Below are 19153 nucleotides of genomic sequence, written 5' to 3' on the forward strand. Positions count from 1 at the left end.
TCGCTGAATGGAGACGCCCGGTGTAATTTGTCTGGTCCCTGCGGGGATTACTTGGAGGCGGTCAGCTTGGCGACCTGGTCCTTCAGTTCCTTGCCGACCTTGAATTTGACGACGGAGCGGGCCGGAATCGGCACGTCCTGGTCAGGATTCTTGGGATTGCGGCCTACCTTGGGCTTCACTTCCTTCACCTGGAAGGTACCAAAGTTGCGAATCACCACACGGTCACCTTCCGCAAGTGTGCTGGAGATAATGTCCACGGCACGCTGTACGATGTCGAACACTTCAATCTGGGTGAAGTTGGTTTCGGCGCTGATCTTGTTAACGAGGTCTCGTTTTGTTAATGTTTTAGCCATATGGAGTGCAGAATGATATGAATGTATGAGTTTTATAGTTCAGCGTGCGTGATTTGTCTCCTAAAAAATCACACAATCCGTGGCATGCTTGATTTTTGCGTCCTCAACCGCGTGATGCGGGGATTTTGCTTGACCGGAACGGTTTGAATGCTTCCATTATTCCCCGCCGGGCGTTCCGGCGCCGGGAGGGAGCATATGCGCACCACGTTTACAACCATGCTGACTGACGCTCAGGCCGGAAGGCTTGAGTCCATTCTTGAGGGAAAGGGGTTTGAAAGAAGGGAGGTTCCCTACGCGCGCTTTTCCTTTGCCGGGCCTTCCCTGCTGGTGACGGTTTATGAGAAGAAGAACAAGCTTCTTCTGCAGGGGAAGGGAACGGACGATTTTATAGAGTTTACGCTGGAGCCGCAGGTGACCGGCCTCCTGTCACTGCCGGAGGAAGCGGAAGAGGATGAGGGGGGTAAGGGAGCCCATTTCGGCATTGACGAGAGCGGCAAGGGGGATTATTTCGGCCCTCTGGTGGTGGCCGGTGTTTATGCGGACGGGCGCATAGGCGCCGCGCTGCGCAAGCTGGGCGTCTGTGACAGCAAGCTGGTGGGTTCTTCCGCCAGAATCCGTTCCCTGGCGGAAGGGATACGCAGGGTGCCCGGCATCCGGTTCCATCTGGTGAGCATCGGCCCGGAGAGGTACAACCAGCTTTATCCGGAGTTCAAGAATTTGAACCGTTTTCTGGCCTGGGGGCATGCCACGGTGATTGAGGGCCTGGCGGCCAAGGTGCCGGACTGCCCCATGGCTCTGAGCGACCAGTTTGCCAATCCGTTTGTACTGAAAAGGGCCCTGGCGGCCAAAAAGCTGTCCATCAGGCTGGAACAGCGCGTCCGGGCGGAAAGTGACGTGGCGGTGGCCGCGGCGTCCATTCTGGCGCGCGAACGTTTTGTGAACTGGATGGATGCGGCGGGAGAGGCCGCCGGCATGAAGCTGCCGCTGGGGGCTTCCGGCCAGGTAGTAAAGGCCGCTCGCCAGTTGGTGGCCCAGCATGGGGAGCAGATGCTTCCGAAGGTGGCCAAGATGCATTTCAAGACCACGCAGAACGTGCTGAAGTGAAGGGTCAGGCCGGCGTGGCGTAGGGCGGCGCTTCCCTTTTCCATTTCCCGTCTCCCACGGAGAGGACGGTGATTCTGACCCTGTCCAGTCCGTGGTGTTTCATGTCCAGCCGTTCTGCAGCTTTTTCACTCAGGTCAATGATGCGGTTTTTGATGAAGGGGCCCCGGTCGTTGACGCGCACTTTCACGGTTTTTCCCGTGCGGAGGGACTGGACGAGCACCTCGCACGGGAGGGGCAGGGTGGGATGCGCCGCGTGCAGGTGCCAGGGGCGCACGTTTTCCCCGATGGCCGTTTCTCCGCTGACGAGCCCCCACAGCGCGCATTCATTATAATGGGAGGCGATGCCCGTTTGTTCATAGGACAGCGCCTGTTCCACGCTCATGGGGTGGTAGCGGTGGCCCCGGATGGTGTAGGGGCGGGTCATGTAGCCCGTATAGTCCCGGCTTTTGGGTGAGGAGGAGCAGGAGGCCAGCCATAACAGCCCGGCCAGCATGGCCGCTCCCCTGATGATGCCCGTCTGCATGCCTTATTATATGGCCGGGAAGATGGGGTAATGCAAGACGCCGATGCGTTTTCCCGCTCCGGAGAGGACGCCGCCGCCGGGAATGCTGGCGTGTCTGCGGCAGCCGGGCCGCAGGGACAGGGAGAGGGACGGAATGGCCTTTGCCGATCTTGTTTTGATTTTGGTTGACTTGACTGGGCCGCTTGCGTAGCGTTGGTGCGATTCTGGGAACTTACTACAAATAATAGATAACATAATGAGCAGACAGGCATTTTATCCGCATCTCTCAGTGGATTGTGTGTTGATCGGGTTCGATGAGGAAGGGCTGAAGGTCCTTCTGGTTGAAAAGACACATGTCGCACCCGGCCATACCGGCGCTATTTCCAAGCTGCCCGGTGATTTGATTTATGAGGAGGAAGAACTTGACGCCGCCGCACGCCGTATCCTGTTTGACATGACCGGCATGTCTTCCCCCCATTTGGAGCAGTTCCATACCTTCGGCGCGCCGTCGCGCATCAAGAATCCGGCGGACAGGGAGTGGGTGGAAGCCGTCTCCGGCCAGAAGATAGGCCGCCTGGTGACGGTGGCTTACATGGCCATGCTGAGGATTTCCACCAAGCTGCGCAAGCTGATGGAGAGCCACAAAACCCGCTGGGTGCCCGTGGACGGCCTGCCGGAGCTGGCGTTTGATCACCGGGACATTATTGATCTGGCTCTGGAGAGGATACGTTCTTCCGTGAAGAAGGAGCCCGCGCTGATTTACGACATGCTGCCCGCCAAGTTTACGGCGCTTCAGCTCCGGCGGCTGAATGAGGAGATTCACGGCAAGCCCATGGACGTGCGCAATTTCCACAAGAAGATCGCCTCCCGTCCCTACATTGTGCCGCTGGATGAGAAGGAGGAGGGCGTGGCCCACCGCGCCGCGCGCTATTACCGTTTTGACCGCAAGATTTACAACCGCCTTTATTACCGGAGCTGATGCCCTCCGGCTGTCCGGGTGCGGCCGTTCCGCCTTGCCGGGCCTCTTCCCGCCATGTTTGCGGGGAGGGGCTCTTCTCATTTGACAGAGTCCGTTTTGTAACGCATCTTATCCGCACGTTGATTCCCATGACAGATCCGGCCTTCATTCCAGACGATTTTTTCAAGGTGCTGGCGCCTTCCGATATTTTTGGAACGGACGGCCCGTTTGAAGTGGATCTGGGCTGTGGAGACGGAGGGTTCCTGCTCCAGATGGCGGCCCATTATCCGGAACGCCGTTTTCTGGGCATTGAGCGGCTGTTGGGCCGCGTGCGGGGCGTTTGCTCCCGGGCAGCCGTCCGCGGCCTGGAAAACGTGAAGGTGCTCCGGGTGGAGAGCCGTTATTTCCTGGAATGGATGGTGCGGCCCGGCTGCGTTTCCCGGCTGCACTATTTGTGCCCGGACCCGTGGCCCAAGGAGAGGCACCACAAGAACCGCCTGGTGCAGGATGATTTTCTGCCCGTGCTGCACCGTTCCCTGGCGGACGGCGGGGAATTCCTGTTTAAAACGGATCATGAGGAGTATTTCCTGTGGGTGCTGGACCATGTGGCGCGCAGCGGCCTGTTCAGCAGGTCCGGTTGGGAGGATGATGAGTTTTTTTATCCCCGGACGGATTTCCAGCTTCAATGGGAGTCCATGGGAAAACCGATTTACCGCGCCCGCTTCATTAAATTGCAGAAAGCCTGATTCCGATGCCTTTTACACTTCACCAGAAAGATTCCTCCACGGCTGCGCGCCTGGGCACGCTTGATTTGCCGCACGGCCGGGTTCCCACCCCCATCTTCATGCCGGTGGGAACGCAGGGTTCCGTGAAAACCATGCATCCGCAGGATTTGGAGACGCTGGGGGCCCGGATTATTCTGGGGAATACCTACCATTTGTCCCTGCGTCCCGGTTCCGCCCTGATCCGGGAAATGGGCGGCCTGCACCGGTTTTCCTCCTGGAACCGCCCCATTCTGACGGATTCCGGCGGTTTCCAGGTCTGGTCCCTTGCCAAGCTCCGCAAGATTACGGAGGAAGGGGTGCGCTTCCAGAACCATCTGGACGGCGCGTACATGATGCTGAGTCCGGAGCGTTCCATGGAGATCCAGGCGGACTTGGGCAGTGACATTGCCATGCTGTTTGACGAGTGCCCCCCTTATCCCTGCGACAGGAAGTATGCGGAAGCCTCCCTGGGCTATACGCTCCGGTGGGCGCGCCGCTGCAAGGACTGGGTGCAGGAGCACCGGCCCCGTTCCGGGGAAGGGCGTCAGCACCATTTCGGCATTGTGCAGGGGTCCGTGTATGCGGATTTGAGAAAGAGGTGCGCGGAGGAACTGGCCGCCATGGAGTTTGACGGTTATGCCATCGGGGGCGTTTCCGTGGGAGAGCCGGAGGAAGAGATGCTCCGGGCCATCGACCATTCCGCACCCTGGCTGCCGGAGGACAAGCCGCGGTACGCCATGGGGCTGGGCACGCCTCCCCAGCTATTGGAGATGATCGCCCGCGGCGTGGACATGTTTGACTGCGTGATGCCTACCCGCCTGGCGCGCCACGGCGTGGCCCTGACTCCGGACGGCCCCATGCATATCAAGAACCAGCGCTGGGCGGCGGATTCCCGCCCGATCGACCCGGAAGGGCATCCGCATGTCACACAATTCTCCCGCGCTTACGTGCGCCACCTGTTCAAAGCCGGTGAAATACTCGCTTTAAGATTGCTTTCTTTCCAGAATCTGGAATTCTATCTCCGGCTAATGGCTCAGGCGCGTGAGGCCATAGCCGCCGGCACGTTCGGCTCCTTCAAGGATTCATTCATCGCGCGGTACAAAGCAAACGACATTTTATGAATATCTTCATGTTAGCACAGGCTCAGGATGCGGCGGCCGCCGCCGGACAGGAACCCTCCAATATGTTCCAGCAGATTCTCAGCAGCCCCATGTTCATGTTTGTGATCATCATCGTCCTGTTCTGGGTGATGCTGATCCGCCCCCAGAGAAAGGCCCAGAAGGAACAGCAGGCACGCATCGCGGCCCTGCAGCGCGGGGACAAGGTGGTCACGAACGCCGGGCTGCACGGATTTGTGGAAAAGGTGAATGACCGCACCGTCTCCCTCAAGATTGCGGAAGGCGTGGTGGTTGAACTGGAAAAGAACGCCATCGTTCAAGTGGAGAAGTAAGGTTTTCCGCCTTCCGTACGTTTTCAGCATCCGCCCGTGTCGCCTGACGGCAAGGGCGGATGTTTATTTTTGAAACCGTCTTTTCCCGGCGGGGTTAATAAGAATGATCATGAGATTGCCTCACACGTTCATCCTGTCCTGTTCCGCGGTGCTGGCGTTCGGTTTTCTGCCGCCTGCGGCAGGTCAGACCGCGGCTTCCGTAGACCGCAGGGAAGAGGAGCCTGTTCCCAGGCCCGGACTGGAATGTCTTCAGGTAACCCTGCTGATCCGCCAGATGGTTCTGGACCGGTATGACAGCACAGGAACGGGCATTTTGTCCGAACAGGACAAGGCCCGGCTGGTGGAGGATGCGCGCGCTGCGCAAAGGGAAGCCCGGAAGAAGTTCCTGATGCAGTTTGACAAGGATGGGGACGGAAAGCTTTCTCCGGAAGAGTACAAGGCCTTCCGGGAGCATGTGGAGAAACGCCGCGGTTCCCGCAGGCCGGACGCCGCCCCGGACAAGCGGGGCGAGCTGCCCCCTCCTCCCCCCCCTCCCGGCGAAGGGCGGGAAATGCCCATGGTGGAAATCCGGACGGCGGCCCGGAAGCGCTTCATGGTGGCTCCCGGCCTGTTCCTGCTGACCCGGAACATGCTGATGCAGAAGTATGACGCCAACGGAAACGGCCGCATTGATCCGGAGGAGCATGCCGCTGTCATGAAGGATGCGGCGGCTCTGTACCGGGCCAGAATGAAGGAGATGATGGACCTTTACGACCTGGACCAGGATGGCGTGCTCAGCCCGGTGGAGAAGGAGCAGGCTCTGGCGGACAGCCATAAGGACAGTCCCCTGTATGCCATGGAGGAACCGGACGACATTGACCTGTTCATCCGGGCGAATATCAGTGAAGTGCTGCTGAAGGAGGCTCCCGTGAACAGCGGGGAGGAAAAGGAGAAGGGCACGGAATAATTTTATTCTTCATGATGGAGAACCCTCTGGAACCGGAACAGGCCTTCCTGCAATATCTGGAGGTGGAAAAGCAGGCCTCCCCCCATACGGTGGAGGTATATGCCCGCGCGCTGCGCCAGTTCCGGGCCTGGGCGGCCGGGGTGTTCACAGGGTGGGAAAACTGTACTCCGGACCAGATGAGGGACTGGCTGTTCCAGGAACTGAAGGATGAGGCCGCCACGGCCTCCATCCGCCTGAGGTTTGCCGCCCTGCGCAGTTTTTACCGTTTCATGATGCGGCGGCGCAGCCTGGAAGCGAGCCCGATGACGGGCGTCTCCCTCCCCAGGAAAAAGAAAAACCTGCCCGTTTTCCTGACGCTTAACCAGATGCTGGAATTGCTGGAGCTGCCGTACAAGACGCCTGTTCCTGCGAATGCCCCCGCGTGGCTTCCCTACCGTGACGCGGCTATTCTGGAACTTTTTTATTCCTGCGGGATGCGCCTGAGTGAACTGGTGGGGCTGGACGTCAGCAGCGTGGACCACCGTTTCCGGGGGGTGCGCGTGATGGGAAAGGGGCGCAAGGAGCGCATTCTGCCTGTGGGCGCTCCTGCGCTGGCGGCTCTGGAGGCCTATGCCTCCATGGCCTGCCTGCCTAAGAATTCCCCCCTGTTTGTCTCCCGTATAGGAACCCGGCTCAGCGCGCGCGCCGTTCAGATGATGCTGGACAAGTACGTGAAGCTGTCTTCCATTCCTTTCACCATTTCCCCCCACAAGATCAGGCACACGTTTGCCACGCACATTCTGGATGCCGGGGCGGATCTTCGTTCCGTCCAGGAACTGCTGGGCCATGCCTCCCTGTCCACCACTCAGATTTATACGCATGTGACGCGGGCCAGAATGGCGGAAGTTTACAGGCAGGCGCATCCCAGGGCATAAGGCCGTTTTATCCCATGACGGAAGAACTCATATTCGCAGGAATCCTGCTGCTCTCCCAGGCGTCTCCGGGCCCTGACCAGGCTTTTGTCACCCGGAGCACCCTGGCTTACGGCTTTGGCGCCGGGGTGATGGCGGCTCTGGGCATTGGAACAGGGGTGGTCGCCCACGCGGCGCTGGCTTGCACGGTGGGGGCTTCCGTTTTTCACAGCTCCCTGGGGCTGGTGCTTTTCTGTGCCGCCTCCTGCTGGATGCTGTACCTGGCGTGGAAGATATGGCCGCGGGGGAGGAAGGGCAGCCTTGCCGGGAGCGGGGATATTCCCCCGGCTTCCGGCATTTACCGGGATGCCCTGGTGACCAACCTGATGAACCCCAAGGCCACGTTCTTCTTCGTGGCCCTCTCCGCCCCGCTGCTGGAAAAGAATCATGACCCTTCCTATGCCCTGTTCCTTGGCGCATTGATCGTGGTGACTGGGACGGCGGGGTGGATTCTGTGGGCTCTGGTTTTCCGCTGGCAGCCTATCCGGTCCTTTTATGACCGGCATGCCGGAGGGGTGGATGGAGTGCTGTCTCTTGTGCTGGCGGGGTTCGGCCTCAGCATGCTGTACTCCTTCGGGCGCATGGCGGTGGAAAGTTTTTCCTGATGCGGAGATGGGAGGGAACGGCTTTTTTCTCGGAAAAATAACTCTGGTATTGACAATGACTCCATTATATCGCATACATCTGCACCCGCTGTGGGGAGCTGAACGCGCACGCATGTGAGTGACAAGGCGCGCAAGTTCCCCATTAACACCTTTTACTTATAATTGATATGGCAGTAGCAATCAGACTCAACCGTCAGGGTTCCAAGGACCGTCCTTACTATAAAATCGTAGTTGTCGACAGCCGTGCTCGTCGCGACGGCCGTTACATCGAACAAGTGGGCTCCTATGATCCCATGAAGGAAGGCGTCAACTACACCATCAACCTGGAAAAGGTTGACAAGTGGCTTGCCAACGGCGCGCAGCCCTCTGAAACGGTCAATTCCATGATCCGCAAGGCCCGCAAGGCCTAAGCCCGGTTCTTCATCATCTTTCCTGAAGGCGTTCCTCTGACGGGGACCGCCTTTTGTTGTTTCTTGCGCTGATGCGGGAGAATTGTCAGGTGGCATCCCTGCGTCGGGAATCTCCCGTACATAGAAAAACGGCCCGGCGTCACTGCCGGCGGGACTGGAACACCCTGGCGGATTCCAGAATGCCGAACGCGATCTCATGAATGTGAAGATTGGCCGTGTCAATGGTCAGGTGCGCCGTTTCCCGGTAAAAATCATGCCGCTCTTTCATGAGGCGCCCCAGCACGGCTTTGGGATTGGGCTGCTGGAGCAGGGGGCGGTTGGTGCATCTGGAAATGCGCTGGTACAGGGTGTTCACATCCGTATGAAGCCAGACGACGAAGCCCAGCTTTTTCAGCAGGTCCCGGTTTTCCGGCCTGATAGTGATGCCGCCGCCTGTTGAAATAATGCGGCTTTGCCTGGCCACCCCATGCAATTGGCGCAGAATTCCGGTTTCCAGGTCACGGAAATGTGATTCTCCATGAGCCTTGAAAATCTGCGGAATGCTCATTCCCGTCTGGTGCTCGATCATCTGGTCCGTATCCGTGAAACGAAGGCTCGTCTCCCGGTGCAATTCCTTCCCGATGGTCGTTTTGCCGCACCCCATCAGCCCGATCAGGATGATGTTTGGCAAGGATGTTGGCGCGGCCCCCTTCATGGCCTGATTGTACTCAATCCGGCGACGTGAGAAAACAACTTTTTAGCCGTATGGCCTTTTCCGTCTCCTGCTTCCGCTCCGGGCGGAATGCCGCAATGGGAAGGGTCAAGGAGGCCCGGTTTGGCAAATAGGGGAAGGCCAGGAACCTTCATGTCCGGCTGAGATGCCGCACTCCCGCGAATTTGACGGCTTCTCCCCTCCGGGGAAGGAGGTCTTACTTGACGCAGGAGCTTCCTTCAGGCAAGGATAAGGCCATGCAAACCGAAATGTTCGAGGTAGACCCCCTGTCAGACAACCGCAAGCTGTATGTTCGTGCGGCGGAAGCGCTGGCTGCGGGAGCGCTGGTGGGAATCCCCACGGAGACCGTGTATGGCCTGGGAGCGGATGCCTTGAATCCGGAAGCGGTAGCCAGAGTTTTTGAAGCCAAGGGAAGGCCCTCCTTCGATCCCCTGATTATCCATGTTCATCATGGAAAGGAGGTGGACAAATACACCGCCATTCCGGAGGAACTGAAGGAACTGGTGCATACGCTGGCCTCCAAATTCTGGCCGGGGCCGCTGACGATGGTATTGCCGAAGGCGGACATCATCCCGGACATCGTGACCAGCGGCCTGCCTACGGTGGCCGTGCGCGTAAGCGCGCATCCCGCCATGCGCGGGGTGGCGAAAGCGCTGGGCCGTCCCGTGGCCGCGCCCAGCGCCAACCGCTTCGGCCATATCAGCCCTACTTCCGCCTCCGCCGTGCAGAAGGAGCTGGATGGACGCATAGAAATGATTCTGGACGCCGGAGCCTGCTCTGAGGGGCTGGAAAGCACCATCGTGCGTCCCATGCTTGACGAGAAGGGAAAGCCCGCGCTGGAACTGCTGCGTGAAGGTCCGGTGACCCGGGAGCAGTTCCGGAACCTGGTGAAGGTGGTGCGCCGCAAGCCTGCTGTCCGTCCCGTTTCGGAAGAAGCTCCGGCGGATGCTCCGGGCCAGCTCGGCAGCCATTACGCTCCGCGCAAACCCATGACGCTGCTGGAAGCCGGGGAAGAATTCGTGCCCGTGGAAGGAGTGCGGTACGGTCTGCTCTCCTATGAGGGAACGTCTGATCTTGCCCAGGAGGGCAGTTGGACGGAAGTGGTGGCCATGAGCCCCGGCAGCGGACGGCTGGCGGAGGCTGCCGTGCGCCTGTTTGCCCTGATGAGGCAGATGGATGAAAATGAAGCCATTGACGTCATCGTGGCGGAATCCGTTCCGGAAGCCGGGCTGGGCCGGGCCATCATGGACCGCCTGCGCCGCGCCTCCGCCGCCAGGGAATGACTTGTCCACGGCTCCCCGGATATGCTACAGTCACCGCGAATCCCTTTTTGAACTTATGGCCGCTACGTTATTTGAAAAAATCTGTTCCGGGGAAATCCCTGCGGACATCGTGTACCAGGATGAACAATGCGTCTGCTTCCGGGACATCAGCCCCCAGGCTCCGGAACACCTGCTGCTGGTTCCTCGCAAACCCATTCCCCGCCTTTCCGGTGCAGGGGAGGAAGACGCCGCCCTGCTGGGCCATATGATGCTGGCCGCCGGACGGATTGCACGGACCCTCCACCTGGATGAAAGCGGCTTCCGCCTGGTCATCAACAACGGCCCGGACGCCGGAGAGGCGGTACCCCATCTGCACATGCACCTGCTGGCAGGCCGCAAGCTGGAATGGCCTCCCGGTTAGGCCGGAGCGGAATTAGCGCCGCCGGTGGGAGGGAGGGGATGTGTCATTCCTGCCCTTTTCCGGGGATGGTGCCGCCCTGTCTGCTTGTCAGGCGTGGAGTCTGCCTGTAAGATGCATTCATGAAAAGATTGCTGGTAGAGCTTGAAAACTTGCCGGAAGCGGGGAAAAAATACAGCGGTGAGCTGGATTCCGAAATCTTCGGCATCGATGATGAAGAGGTTACTTCCATTGGGCCTCTTGCTTTTGACTTGCAGGTGCAGAGATTTGAAAACGAATTATTCGTACGGGGCAATATTTCCGCTCCGTTCAAATTCCGTTGCGTGCGCTGCCTGGGCTACTTTGACTACGTGGTGGAGGTAAGCGATTTTGCCGCCTCTTTTGAAATTGACGCACAGAGTGTTGTGGACGTTTCAGACTCCATGAGGGAGGAAATAGTCCTGGATTTTCCTGCCTATCCGAAATGTGCGGACGGAGGCATGGAAAATGACTGTATGGCGAAAACTCCATATTTTGGAGTGGACAAAGAGGGGGGAACGGGTGTAAACAGTTCTGCCCCGAGCAAGAATAGCGGCGTGTGGGACGCCCTCAATGAGCTGGGGGATCATCATTAATCACCTTTTTACCAACTAAAATTATGGCAGCACCTAAGCGCAGAACGTCCAAGATGAAGCAGCGTACCCGCCTTGCCGCGCAGGCATGGCGTGCTCCGAAGCTCCGCAAGTGCCAGAATTGCGGCAGCAGCACCCCCGGTCATACCGCCTGCCCCAATTGCGGTACGTACACGACCCGCTCCGGCAAGGAAATCGTGGTGAAGGCGGAAGCGTAAGCTCCGCAGGCGCCGCATTTGCCTTGAAAGTTATCGCCGTACTGCGGCGCTACCATGTAGACCTCTCCAGCCGCTTTTGCTCCGCAAAGCGGCTGAACTTGCTTGAAGCAGGCTTTTTTTTCTGCTAACACATTTCTTCAACAAATACTATGAAGATTGCACTGGATGTGATGGGCGGCGACAATGCGCCCGATATTAACATGGACGGGGCGAAGCGGGCCCTGCAGGATTTCCCTCTCATTGAAAAAATCTATCTTGTGGGGAGGGAAGAGGTGGTGCGCAGCTCCTGTGACCGCTGGGGGCTTTCCGGTCCGCGCGTGGAAATCGTTCCCGCCGCGGAAGTGGTGGAAATGAATGAATCCGGGCTGCTGGCGGTAAGGAAAAAGAAAAACTCTTCCATGTCCGTCTCCGTGGACCTGGTCAAGACCGGGGATGCAGACGCCGTGGTCAGCGCGGGCAACACGGGCGCGGCCGTAGCGGCCGCCACCATCAAGCTCAGGCTGCTCGACGGCGTGGAGCGCGCGGGCATCGTGACCCAGCTTCCGAATGAATTCGGAGTCTGCAATGTGACGGACACCGGAGCCAATCCGGACGCCAAGCCCCGTCATCTGGTGGGCTATGCCGTTATGGCCAGCATTCTGGCGCGTTCCGTATACGGCAAGCCGATGCCCAAGGTGGGCGTCATGAGCAATGGCTCCGAGGATGAAAAGGGAACGGACTTTACCAAGGGAACTTTTTGTCTGTTGAAGCATCTGGAGGAGCGCGGCGCGCTCCCTTTTAAATTTGTGGGCAATGTGGAAGGCCATGATCTCTTTGAACATGAAATAGACGTGGCGCTGACGGACGGCTTTACCGGGAACGTCCTGCTGAAAACCTGCGAGGCCACCGCCAAGGCGTTCGGCAAATGGCTAAAGGAGGAACTTCAGGCAAACCCGCTCCGCATGATGGGAGCCGCCTGCGCTTCCGGCGCATTCCGCGCCATGAAGGCGCGCCTCTCTGCAGACTCCGTGGGGGGAAGCCCCCTGCTGGGCGTCCGGGGCGTGACGATCATTGCGCATGGCAGCTCCACCCCCGTCGCTATCCGCAATGCCCTGAGAGTCTCCATGGAAATGGTGCAGCAGGGTGTCAATCCCTTCATTGAAGAGGAGATGGCCAGGCTGGGCACTATTCCGGAGGTTTCCGAAGTGTACCCCAAATAATCAATCATGTTTCATTTTCTGAAAAAACATGCCGCAGCAGCGGCAAAAGAAGGAAAAAAACCGGAAGAGGCGGCCTCCGTGCCCCGCTCCCCCGGTGACCGCCTGGACTCCAGCCTGGCGGTATCCGTGGGCCTGTGCGTGCTGGTCTTCATCGTTCTTCAATGGATGGGCAGTTACAGCCCCCATTGGGGGAAATCCGTCTGGCACCATGTGTCGGAAGCCTTTCTGCTCTTCTCCGTGACGCTGGCGCTGATGCCCATGTACTGGCTCTGCGCCGGTTCCCTGCGCAGGAAAAACAAAACCTTTGTCGTCACGTGGGGGGCCATTCTGGTCCAGCTCCTGTTCTTTGGCCTTATCCGGCATGTGACGGCTGATATTACGTCCGACATCGGCAACGAACTCCTGTACCTGCCCTATATGATGGCACCGCTGATTGTAACGGTGCTGCTGGGGCCGCTGCTGGGCATGTTCGCCACCATCTCCATCTGCATGCTCGGTGGATTCTTCATCCTGCCGGAGCAGTACGTACCGGAAAAGCAGGTCCAATTCTGGATCTTGAGCTCCCTCTCCGGCATGCTCACCGTGCTGCTTACCCATAACCTGCGGAACCGTGCCCAGTTGCTGCGCGCGGGCTTCTTCGTGGGGCTGCTCGTCATGGTATTGTGCTGCATCATGGGCGTCATCAATCTCCAGGCGTGGGACTACAACCTGGTAGGCGTACTGGTATGCCTGGCCGTGGCGTTTGGCGTAAGCATGCTGACCAGCGTGCTGATCAGCGGCGTACTGCCTATTATAGAAGGTGTCTTTAAAATCATTACGCCCATTTCCTGGCTGGAAATGGCGGACATGAACCGCCCGCTGATGAAGAGGCTGCAAATGGAAGCCCCGGGTACCTTCCACCACTGCCTGATGGTCGCCCAGCTGGCGGAAGCGGCGGCGGAAGCCATCGGCGCCAATCCCATTGAATGCCGGGTAGCGGCCTATTACCATGACATCGGCAAAATGCAGAACCCCCTCTACTTCATTGAAAACATCATGGACGGTCCCAACCCCCATGATGAGCTCACGCCCAGCATGAGCGCCCGCATCATCATCGACCACGTTCAGGACGGGGTGGAGCTGGCCAGGGCGAACAACCTTCCGCGTCCTCTGGTGGAGGTTATTGAGCAGCATCACGGCACCTCGCTGGCCTACTTCTTTTACCGGAAGGCCCTTCAATACCGGGATGAAATTCTGAGCCGGGTGGAAAGCGGACTGGCCTCTCCGGATGATGTGCCGGAAGTGGTGGAATCCAACTTCCGCTACAAGGGCCCCAACCCCCAGAGCAAGGAAACGGGCATCGTCAGCCTGGCGGACATCGTGGAAAGCGCCACGCGCTCCATGGGAAAAATCTCCTGTGAGGAAATGCAGAAAAGGGTGGATGAACTCCTGAAGCAGAGGGTGGTGGACGGCCATTTGGACGATTGCGGCCTTACCTTCGGGGATCTCAAGAAAATCCGCAACAGCTTCATCAAGACGCTGAAAAGCATTCACCACAACCGCATTGCGTATCCTTCCCACAATCCGGAGGCAAAAATTGAAAAGCCTGTTCTTCCTGTGGTGACTGCCATGAAGGAAGAGGAAAAAGCGGAGAAAAAGGAAGGGGAAGGCAAAGCTGTTCCGGAAATCATGGAACTGCCCGATGCCGGCCAGCAGGAAAAGCCCGCAGAGGTGGAGCAGAAGGACGGGACGGATACGGAGAAAAATGAAACCGCGTCTTGAACTTTATAATCATCTGGAAGAAGGGCGTCTCAGTCCGTCCGTTGCGGATACCCTGGCCCGTGCCCTGGATGCCTGCCTCCCCGCTGTGCTGGCATTGCCTGAAGGCCCTGTGCCCGTCCTCTCCGGATTGGACGAGGTGGAAATAAGCGTGGTGGACGATGACGTGATCCGGGACGTGCACGCCCGTTTTCTGAATGATCCCACGGTGACGGACGTCATCACCTTCCCGCATGGGGACGGAATGGGAGAAATCATCGTCAGTTATGATACCGCCATCCGGCAGGCGTCGGAATTCAATGAGCCGGTTTTCAGGGAGCTCTTCCGGTACATGGTGCATGGTCTCCTGCACCTGCACGGCTACATAGACACGGAGCCGGAAGAACGGGAACGCATGTTCTCCCGTCAGGAACCGCTGGTGCGGGAATTCGGGACTGCCCTGGCAGGAATCTCTTTCCCGGATAACTGCTGACCCGGCGGCTGAAAGCGCGCTTTTAAAAGATACGGGCTTGCCAAGCCGAGATGAACTCTGTTAATCTTTTTCCGCACCATGCGTCCATAGCTCAGTTGGATAGAGCAACTGCCTTCTAAGCAGTGGGTCACTGGTTCGAATCCAGTTGGACGTGCCATCTTTCGGAACCCCGTATTCTTTTTAAGAAAAACGGGGTTCTTTCATGTGAGGGAAAAGTTTCTTTCATCGGTGGAAGCATGCCTGCAAGAACGGTGGAACGGGGCCGGAAATGGTGCAAATGTGGATGGGCGGCCTGAATAAAGCGGCATTATCCCGTGTGGCTGTCTTGCTCCGTTGTCGGAAGAAATAGCAGTTCCCGTTCTTATCTTGTGCACGGAAAAGGAGGCCTCCTGTTCTTCAATCAATCCTGTTGGGCGATGGAACTGATGGAATGGGGGCCGTAGTTAAAAAATCCTTCTGCCGTCATCACACCGGAAGGGGAGGGAAGGGCCTCCGAATGGGCGCCATACTGGATGGAAAGAAACGGCTCAGACTGGCGGGAATACTGAGGCGTTCCGGAGATGGGTCCGCGCACGGGGCTAGTGCATTCAATAGCGCATGTATTCACAGAAAGGGAACCGGGAGGCTGAATATTTTTTATTCTGCCTCCCGGGTGCAAATCTCTGGGGTTCTGATGAAACCGGAAGTTTGGAGCGGATTTGAATATTCATCCTGAACGAGTACATTTACGCACAACTCCAGAATTTTATGCATGCCGTACATGGGAAGGTCGATCTCCGGATGGCGTTCCTGAAACTTGTGGATAATGCTCATTTCCGTCTCTGAAAAAATCACGGGAATGGTATTTGATATTTGAATCTTCCAGGGTTCGCCCTCACTCATCAGCTTGCCGATGAAAAGGGACTGGGTGACGGGAATGCTGCCGCGAAAGGCAAACCAGGTGTGCACGGTGCGGACGGAAACCCGGCATTGTTCCGCCAGCCATTGGCGCGTTTTACCGTGTGTGCGGAGCCATTCCTTGATTTTAAGCTTTTCAGGATTGTTTTCTTTCTCAGAGGAAGAAGCGTTTAAATCCGCATCGGCAGCCAGCTCCGGAATGATTCGGGAAAGTGCTTTTTTCGTATTGGCCGATATTTTGCGAACGCTCATCTGTGCGTAAAACGTCTGGGGCCGGATTCCTATTTCCTCCGCCAATTGGTAGGACTTGCGTTTTTGGCATTGCAGCCATTCCTTGACCATGGTGCGTATATCGTCGTCAGACATGAATTGAGGCAGGTTATGTGATGAAAGAAAAAATAGGATGGCAGCGTTTGAAACGCTATTTTCTCTTTCCTTGGAACTGTTCCGGGATATTGAACCCTGCTTTTAACTTTTGCTCTTGATGCTGGAAAGAGCATCCAAAGCCTCACTGGCCCATTCCGGAACGGTCAAACCGTGGCGTTCCGCTTCATTTCTGAACTTCTCATACTTTTGAGGAGTAACGGGAACATAAATACTGTTCGGGTTCTTGGTCTGCACCAAACGTGCGTGTTTGGCGTACTCCTCTTTCATGATTCTGATGATGAGGCGTTGTCGTGCACGGGGAATAGGAACAGTAGAAAGCCATTTATCAACCTGGCTTTTGCTAACGCCGCAAAGATCGGCGAACTCGTCACGTGTCATCTTCGTAAGGGCAAGAAACTTTCTGATGCTGGACTTCATTTCATCCATGCGCGCATTTTTCGCATTCAGAAAAATCTGGCAAGCCATTTCTGGCATATTTTCTATTTTAGAAAATAATATTGTCTTTGTGTATCCGAAAAGGTAAATCGTTTTTCCTAAATCCAATGAAACTCAAAAAAATGTGAATCCTGGAAGCGCCTGTTTTCTTATTTTAGACGAAAAACTTCATGTTTAATATTCTTCCTTCTTCAAGGTATTTTTACCGCTGTTCCGGAAAAAGAGCGCCCGTTGGGAAAGATACTTTCTGGTTCATCTTCTTCTATTGGCTTGACGAAGCCCGTTCCGGGAGTACCGTGTTATCATGTTAAATTCCTCTTTATTCGCCTTGGGGTGTTCCGCGGTTTTTGTGATGTCTGCGGGAATGCCTTTACTGGCTGCCTCTCCTGAAAAAAAAGAAAATAAAACAGCCGCTTCTGCGGATGCTCTTCCCACCCTTTCCCTGGAGGGATTGCCGGAAGTATGGCTGCAGGGAACGCCTGTCAAGGAATGGGAAAAGGACAAGGTATACATCTTTGAATTCTGGGCCACCTGGTGCGGACCGTGCCTGGCCGCCATGCCTCATATGGAACAACTGCATCAGGCATTTAAAGACAACCCGGGCATGCAGATCATAGGAGTCAATGTCATGGACCGGAAATCTCCGGAGGCTCTGAAGGAATTTTTAAAAAACCGGCCGTCTCCCCTTACTTACACGATGGCGGTGGATGTGGATGGAAAGAGAACCAGGGAAAAATGGCTGGCTCCTATGGATGTGAACGGCATTCCGCATGCCTTTGCCGTAAAGAACGGTAAACTCATCTGGCGCGGACATCCCGTAAAACTCTCGGAAGAAATCATGCAGGCCATGTTGAAACCTGATTTTTCCGCCGCTTCCCTTCCGTCGGAAAATTCTGATGCAGGCGCCCGTGAGTGGAAGCGTTATCGGGAAGTCTCGAAAAAGCTGGGCGAGGTGGTCCGGAAAGAAGGAAAACAGGGAGCCATGGCGTTTTTAAAGCAAATCCAGGATTCAAGGGAATTTCAGCAGGATCAGATGATTCAACTGAAGATGGTCCCGTTCATCGTACTGGCGGAAAAAGGAGAATTCCAGGAAGCACAGTCGGTACTTGACAGCTTGTGCAAGGAATATCCGGACAACTACCGCGTGCAGATCAATGTGGCTGGAACCTTGATGGAGGGAAAATCAGTTCCTGCCGGCAAGATGGATGCCGCTCTGGTGGAGCGGTGCCTGAACCGTTGCATTGAAATCTCAAGGCAAGGCAACAAGGAAGCCTCCCTTCCCTGGCGTCTGATGGGTGAACTCCGGGAGCGGCAGGGCAACATGAAGGAAGCGCTTCGGGATATGGAAAAGGCGCTTTCCCTGACCTCCATCAGCAAGGCGTGGACGAAGCTGCAGCAGCTTTCGGGCAATTCGGAGACGTTTCAATCCCTTGTGGACCAGGTAGCTGCGGAAATTAAGCCGGAGCCCCCGCGGAAAATGCAGGAAATGGGGCCTGTGCAGGAAGACAAGGAATACACGCCCCTTTTCAGCAAGCTGAATTGGTTCAATCATCCCGGGCTGACGGGCTTGCCTTCTGACAAAACCGTATTTATCAGCTTCTGGAGAGGAGCTGCGAGGAACAATGGCATGTGGAGTGATGGAGCTCCGGGGAAAACGCTTGATGTAGTCCTGAAAAAATATGGTCTTCTGGACAATCCCAAGGTGAAGGCTGTGGTATTGGGTGTCATTCCGATGGATCAAAAACAGATGCAGGAATATCTGTCTGGTCCGGAAGGATGGACTGCCTACCCTGTCGGTATTCCGTCGGACCATTCCGTGATGGAACTTTTTGATTCCCTGAAGCTTAATTCGTTCCCTGCCGCCGCCGTCGTTCGTGACGGAACATTGCTGTGGGCGGGGGAAATTAAAAGGATGCCCGCGTGGGTGGCGGAAACGGCCCTCTGGGACTCTTTTGACAAGAACCGGTTTGCTGAGGAGGATGCGAAGCGCAAAGCTCATCAGCAGGCCCTGCAGGCTGTCATCAAAAAATCTTTTGAACTGCGCAAGGAAAAGAAATTTGATGAATACAGAAAACTGATTGAGGAAAACGCCGAGCGATTTGCCGATGACGGATGGTTTGCCTCTACAGTGGCGGAAGTTCAGGCGGGGAAAGCCTGGAAGGAGAAGGACTACCAAAAGGTGGCGGACATCATAGACCAGGTGCTGAAGCGTTTTCCGAAGGAAGACTCCCTGGCTTCTTACCTCCTGAAAATCCTGAATGGGTCGGATGAAATGCGTGGATACAACTATCAAGCGGCCCGGCATGCCCTCCAGATCATGAAAGACTTCAATACGCGGGATGACGGTGGTTATAATGCGGCTTGCTATCAAGTCATGATGGAAATGGCCATGGAGAAAAAAGACTACGCCCAGGCGAAAAAAGACGCTGTGAATGCACTCCGGGAATTACCCCTCATGCACCAGTATGTAGCCATGAAGAAAAAACAGGCGGAAGCTTAAGAATTCTGAAACGTTTAGGCCCCTTTCGTGATGAAAGGGGTCTTTTTTGCGGGAAAAGAGAAAAATGTAATACGTTAATAATCAGTAATATTTAGAATGCTAAAAAAATCTCCGCAAAAACGACTCGAAAAAAATTGACAAGGGAGGTGAAAATGGTAGACTTCTCGGCACGCCAACACGGCGACGGGATGAAAAGCCCGGCGGCAGGAGGGACTCGGAAGAGGGCCTGAATGAAGCTGGGG

Annotated in this window: 22 protein-coding genes and 1 tRNA gene; 18 read left to right on the forward strand and 5 right to left on the reverse strand. The window is 56.6% G+C overall.

The annotated features are described in order from the left end of the window. Positions 1-47 precede the first annotated feature (47 nt). On the reverse strand, positions 48-389 hold the full coding sequence (locus QSJ36_RS07525; RefSeq protein ID WP_306419612.1) for an HU family DNA-binding protein: 342 nt from the start codon (positions 387-389) through the stop codon (positions 48-50). A 180-nt stretch (positions 390-569) separates the two neighbouring features. On the opposite strand from QSJ36_RS07525, the gene rnhC reads away from it, so the two are divergent. Then, on the forward strand, positions 570-1457 hold the full coding sequence (gene rnhC / locus QSJ36_RS07530) for a ribonuclease HIII (RefSeq protein ID WP_215832884.1): 888 nt from the start codon (positions 570-572) through the stop codon (positions 1455-1457). Positions 1458-1461: 4 nt separating this feature from the next. Here the strand turns inward: rnhC and QSJ36_RS07535 are convergent, their stop codons facing one another. Continuing rightward, a complete protein-coding gene (locus QSJ36_RS07535; RefSeq protein ID WP_022397810.1) occupies positions 1462-1980 on the reverse strand; it encodes a septal ring lytic transglycosylase RlpA family protein in 519 nt (172 codons plus the stop codon). Between the two features lie 235 nt (positions 1981-2215). Between QSJ36_RS07535 and QSJ36_RS07540 the strand changes: the two genes are divergently transcribed. The 8 genes from QSJ36_RS07540 to rpsP all read left to right on the forward strand — a co-directional run bounded on the left by QSJ36_RS07540 (position 2216) and on the right by rpsP (position 8042). Then, entirely contained in the window at positions 2216-2938 is a 723-nt protein-coding gene (locus QSJ36_RS07540) for an NUDIX domain-containing protein (protein WP_022397811.1), read from the forward strand. A 128-nt stretch (positions 2939-3066) separates the two neighbouring features. Then, positions 3067-3663, forward strand: a complete 597-nt coding sequence (gene trmB / locus QSJ36_RS07545) for a tRNA (guanosine(46)-N7)-methyltransferase TrmB (RefSeq protein WP_022397812.1) — start codon at positions 3067-3069, stop codon at positions 3661-3663. A gap of 5 nt (positions 3664-3668) precedes the next feature. Continuing rightward, positions 3669-4802, forward strand: coding sequence for a tRNA guanosine(34) transglycosylase Tgt (gene tgt, locus QSJ36_RS07550; RefSeq protein WP_022397813.1), 1134 nt, complete (start codon positions 3669-3671; stop codon positions 4800-4802). Positions 4803-4810: 8 nt separating this feature from the next. Next, a complete protein-coding gene (gene yajC / locus QSJ36_RS07555; RefSeq protein WP_240454344.1) occupies positions 4811-5131 on the forward strand; it encodes a preprotein translocase subunit YajC in 321 nt (106 codons plus the stop codon). Between the two features lie 109 nt (positions 5132-5240). Beyond that, on the forward strand, positions 5241-6077 hold the full coding sequence (locus QSJ36_RS07560; RefSeq protein ID WP_215832883.1) for an EF-hand domain-containing protein: 837 nt from the start codon (positions 5241-5243) through the stop codon (positions 6075-6077). 11 nt (positions 6078-6088) lie between these two features. Further along, positions 6089-6991: a tyrosine recombinase XerC gene (locus QSJ36_RS07565; RefSeq protein WP_022397816.1), complete on the forward strand. Its 903-nt coding sequence runs from the start codon at positions 6089-6091 to the stop codon at positions 6989-6991. 14 nt (positions 6992-7005) lie between these two features. Further along, complete coding sequence (locus QSJ36_RS07570; protein ID WP_022397817.1) at positions 7006-7632, forward strand: LysE family translocator; 627 nt, start codon at positions 7006-7008, stop codon at positions 7630-7632. Between the two features lie 167 nt (positions 7633-7799). After that, positions 7800-8042: a 30S ribosomal protein S16 gene (gene rpsP / locus QSJ36_RS07575; protein ID WP_012419329.1), complete on the forward strand. Its 243-nt coding sequence runs from the start codon at positions 7800-7802 to the stop codon at positions 8040-8042. Between the two features lie 139 nt (positions 8043-8181). On the opposite strand, the gene QSJ36_RS07580 is transcribed toward rpsP, so the two are convergent. Beyond that, positions 8182-8712, reverse strand: a complete 531-nt coding sequence (locus QSJ36_RS07580) for a shikimate kinase (RefSeq protein WP_180973692.1) — start codon at positions 8710-8712, stop codon at positions 8182-8184. Positions 8713-8990: 278 nt separating this feature from the next. Between QSJ36_RS07580 and QSJ36_RS07585 the strand changes: the two genes are divergently transcribed. The 8 genes from QSJ36_RS07585 to QSJ36_RS07620 all read left to right on the forward strand — a co-directional run bounded on the left by QSJ36_RS07585 (position 8991) and on the right by QSJ36_RS07620 (position 14849). Beyond that, positions 8991-10037: an L-threonylcarbamoyladenylate synthase gene (locus QSJ36_RS07585; RefSeq protein ID WP_102721952.1), complete on the forward strand. Its 1047-nt coding sequence runs from the start codon at positions 8991-8993 to the stop codon at positions 10035-10037. Positions 10038-10092: 55 nt separating this feature from the next. Beyond that, positions 10093-10437: a histidine triad nucleotide-binding protein gene (locus QSJ36_RS07590; RefSeq protein WP_022397820.1), complete on the forward strand. Its 345-nt coding sequence runs from the start codon at positions 10093-10095 to the stop codon at positions 10435-10437. Positions 10438-10556: 119 nt separating this feature from the next. Beyond that, complete coding sequence (locus tag QSJ36_RS07595) at positions 10557-11048, forward strand: hypothetical protein (RefSeq protein ID WP_022397821.1); 492 nt, start codon at positions 10557-10559, stop codon at positions 11046-11048. A 23-nt stretch (positions 11049-11071) separates the two neighbouring features. Continuing rightward, on the forward strand, positions 11072-11263 hold the full coding sequence (gene rpmF / locus QSJ36_RS07600) for a 50S ribosomal protein L32 (protein ID WP_012419324.1): 192 nt from the start codon (positions 11072-11074) through the stop codon (positions 11261-11263). Between the two features lie 149 nt (positions 11264-11412). Further along, positions 11413-12462: a phosphate acyltransferase PlsX gene (plsX, locus tag QSJ36_RS07605; protein WP_285467995.1), complete on the forward strand. Its 1050-nt coding sequence runs from the start codon at positions 11413-11415 to the stop codon at positions 12460-12462. A 6-nt stretch (positions 12463-12468) separates the two neighbouring features. Continuing rightward, complete coding sequence (locus QSJ36_RS07610; protein ID WP_022397823.1) at positions 12469-14223, forward strand: HDIG domain-containing metalloprotein; 1755 nt, start codon at positions 12469-12471, stop codon at positions 14221-14223. Continuing rightward, positions 14207-14692, forward strand: coding sequence for an rRNA maturation RNase YbeY (ybeY, locus tag QSJ36_RS07615; RefSeq protein WP_285467997.1), 486 nt, complete (start codon positions 14207-14209; stop codon positions 14690-14692). The genes QSJ36_RS07610 and ybeY overlap by 17 nt, the downstream gene beginning before the upstream one ends. An 80-nt stretch (positions 14693-14772) precedes the next feature. Then, positions 14773-14849: transfer RNA gene (locus QSJ36_RS07620), tRNA-Arg, on the forward strand. Positions 14850-15328: 479 nt separating this feature from the next. Here the strand turns inward: QSJ36_RS07620 and QSJ36_RS07625 are convergent. Together QSJ36_RS07625 and QSJ36_RS07630 are read right to left on the reverse strand one after the other, a co-directional pair. Continuing rightward, entirely contained in the window at positions 15329-15955 is a 627-nt protein-coding gene (locus tag QSJ36_RS07625) for a hypothetical protein (RefSeq protein WP_285467999.1), read from the reverse strand. Between the two features lie 102 nt (positions 15956-16057). Beyond that, entirely contained in the window at positions 16058-16450 is a 393-nt protein-coding gene (locus QSJ36_RS07630; RefSeq protein ID WP_022395910.1) for a hypothetical protein, read from the reverse strand. A 325-nt stretch (positions 16451-16775) separates the two neighbouring features. On the opposite strand from QSJ36_RS07630, the gene QSJ36_RS07635 reads away from it, so the two are divergent. After that, positions 16776-18911, forward strand: a complete 2136-nt coding sequence (locus tag QSJ36_RS07635) for a thioredoxin-like domain-containing protein (RefSeq protein WP_285468002.1) — start codon at positions 16776-16778, stop codon at positions 18909-18911. Positions 18912-19153: the final 242 nt, after the last annotated feature.

Origin of the sequence: Akkermansia sp. NBRC 115031, assembly GCF_030268505.1 — a bacterium.
Classification (GTDB): domain Bacteria; phylum Verrucomicrobiota; class Verrucomicrobiia; order Verrucomicrobiales; family Akkermansiaceae; genus Akkermansia; species Akkermansia massiliensis.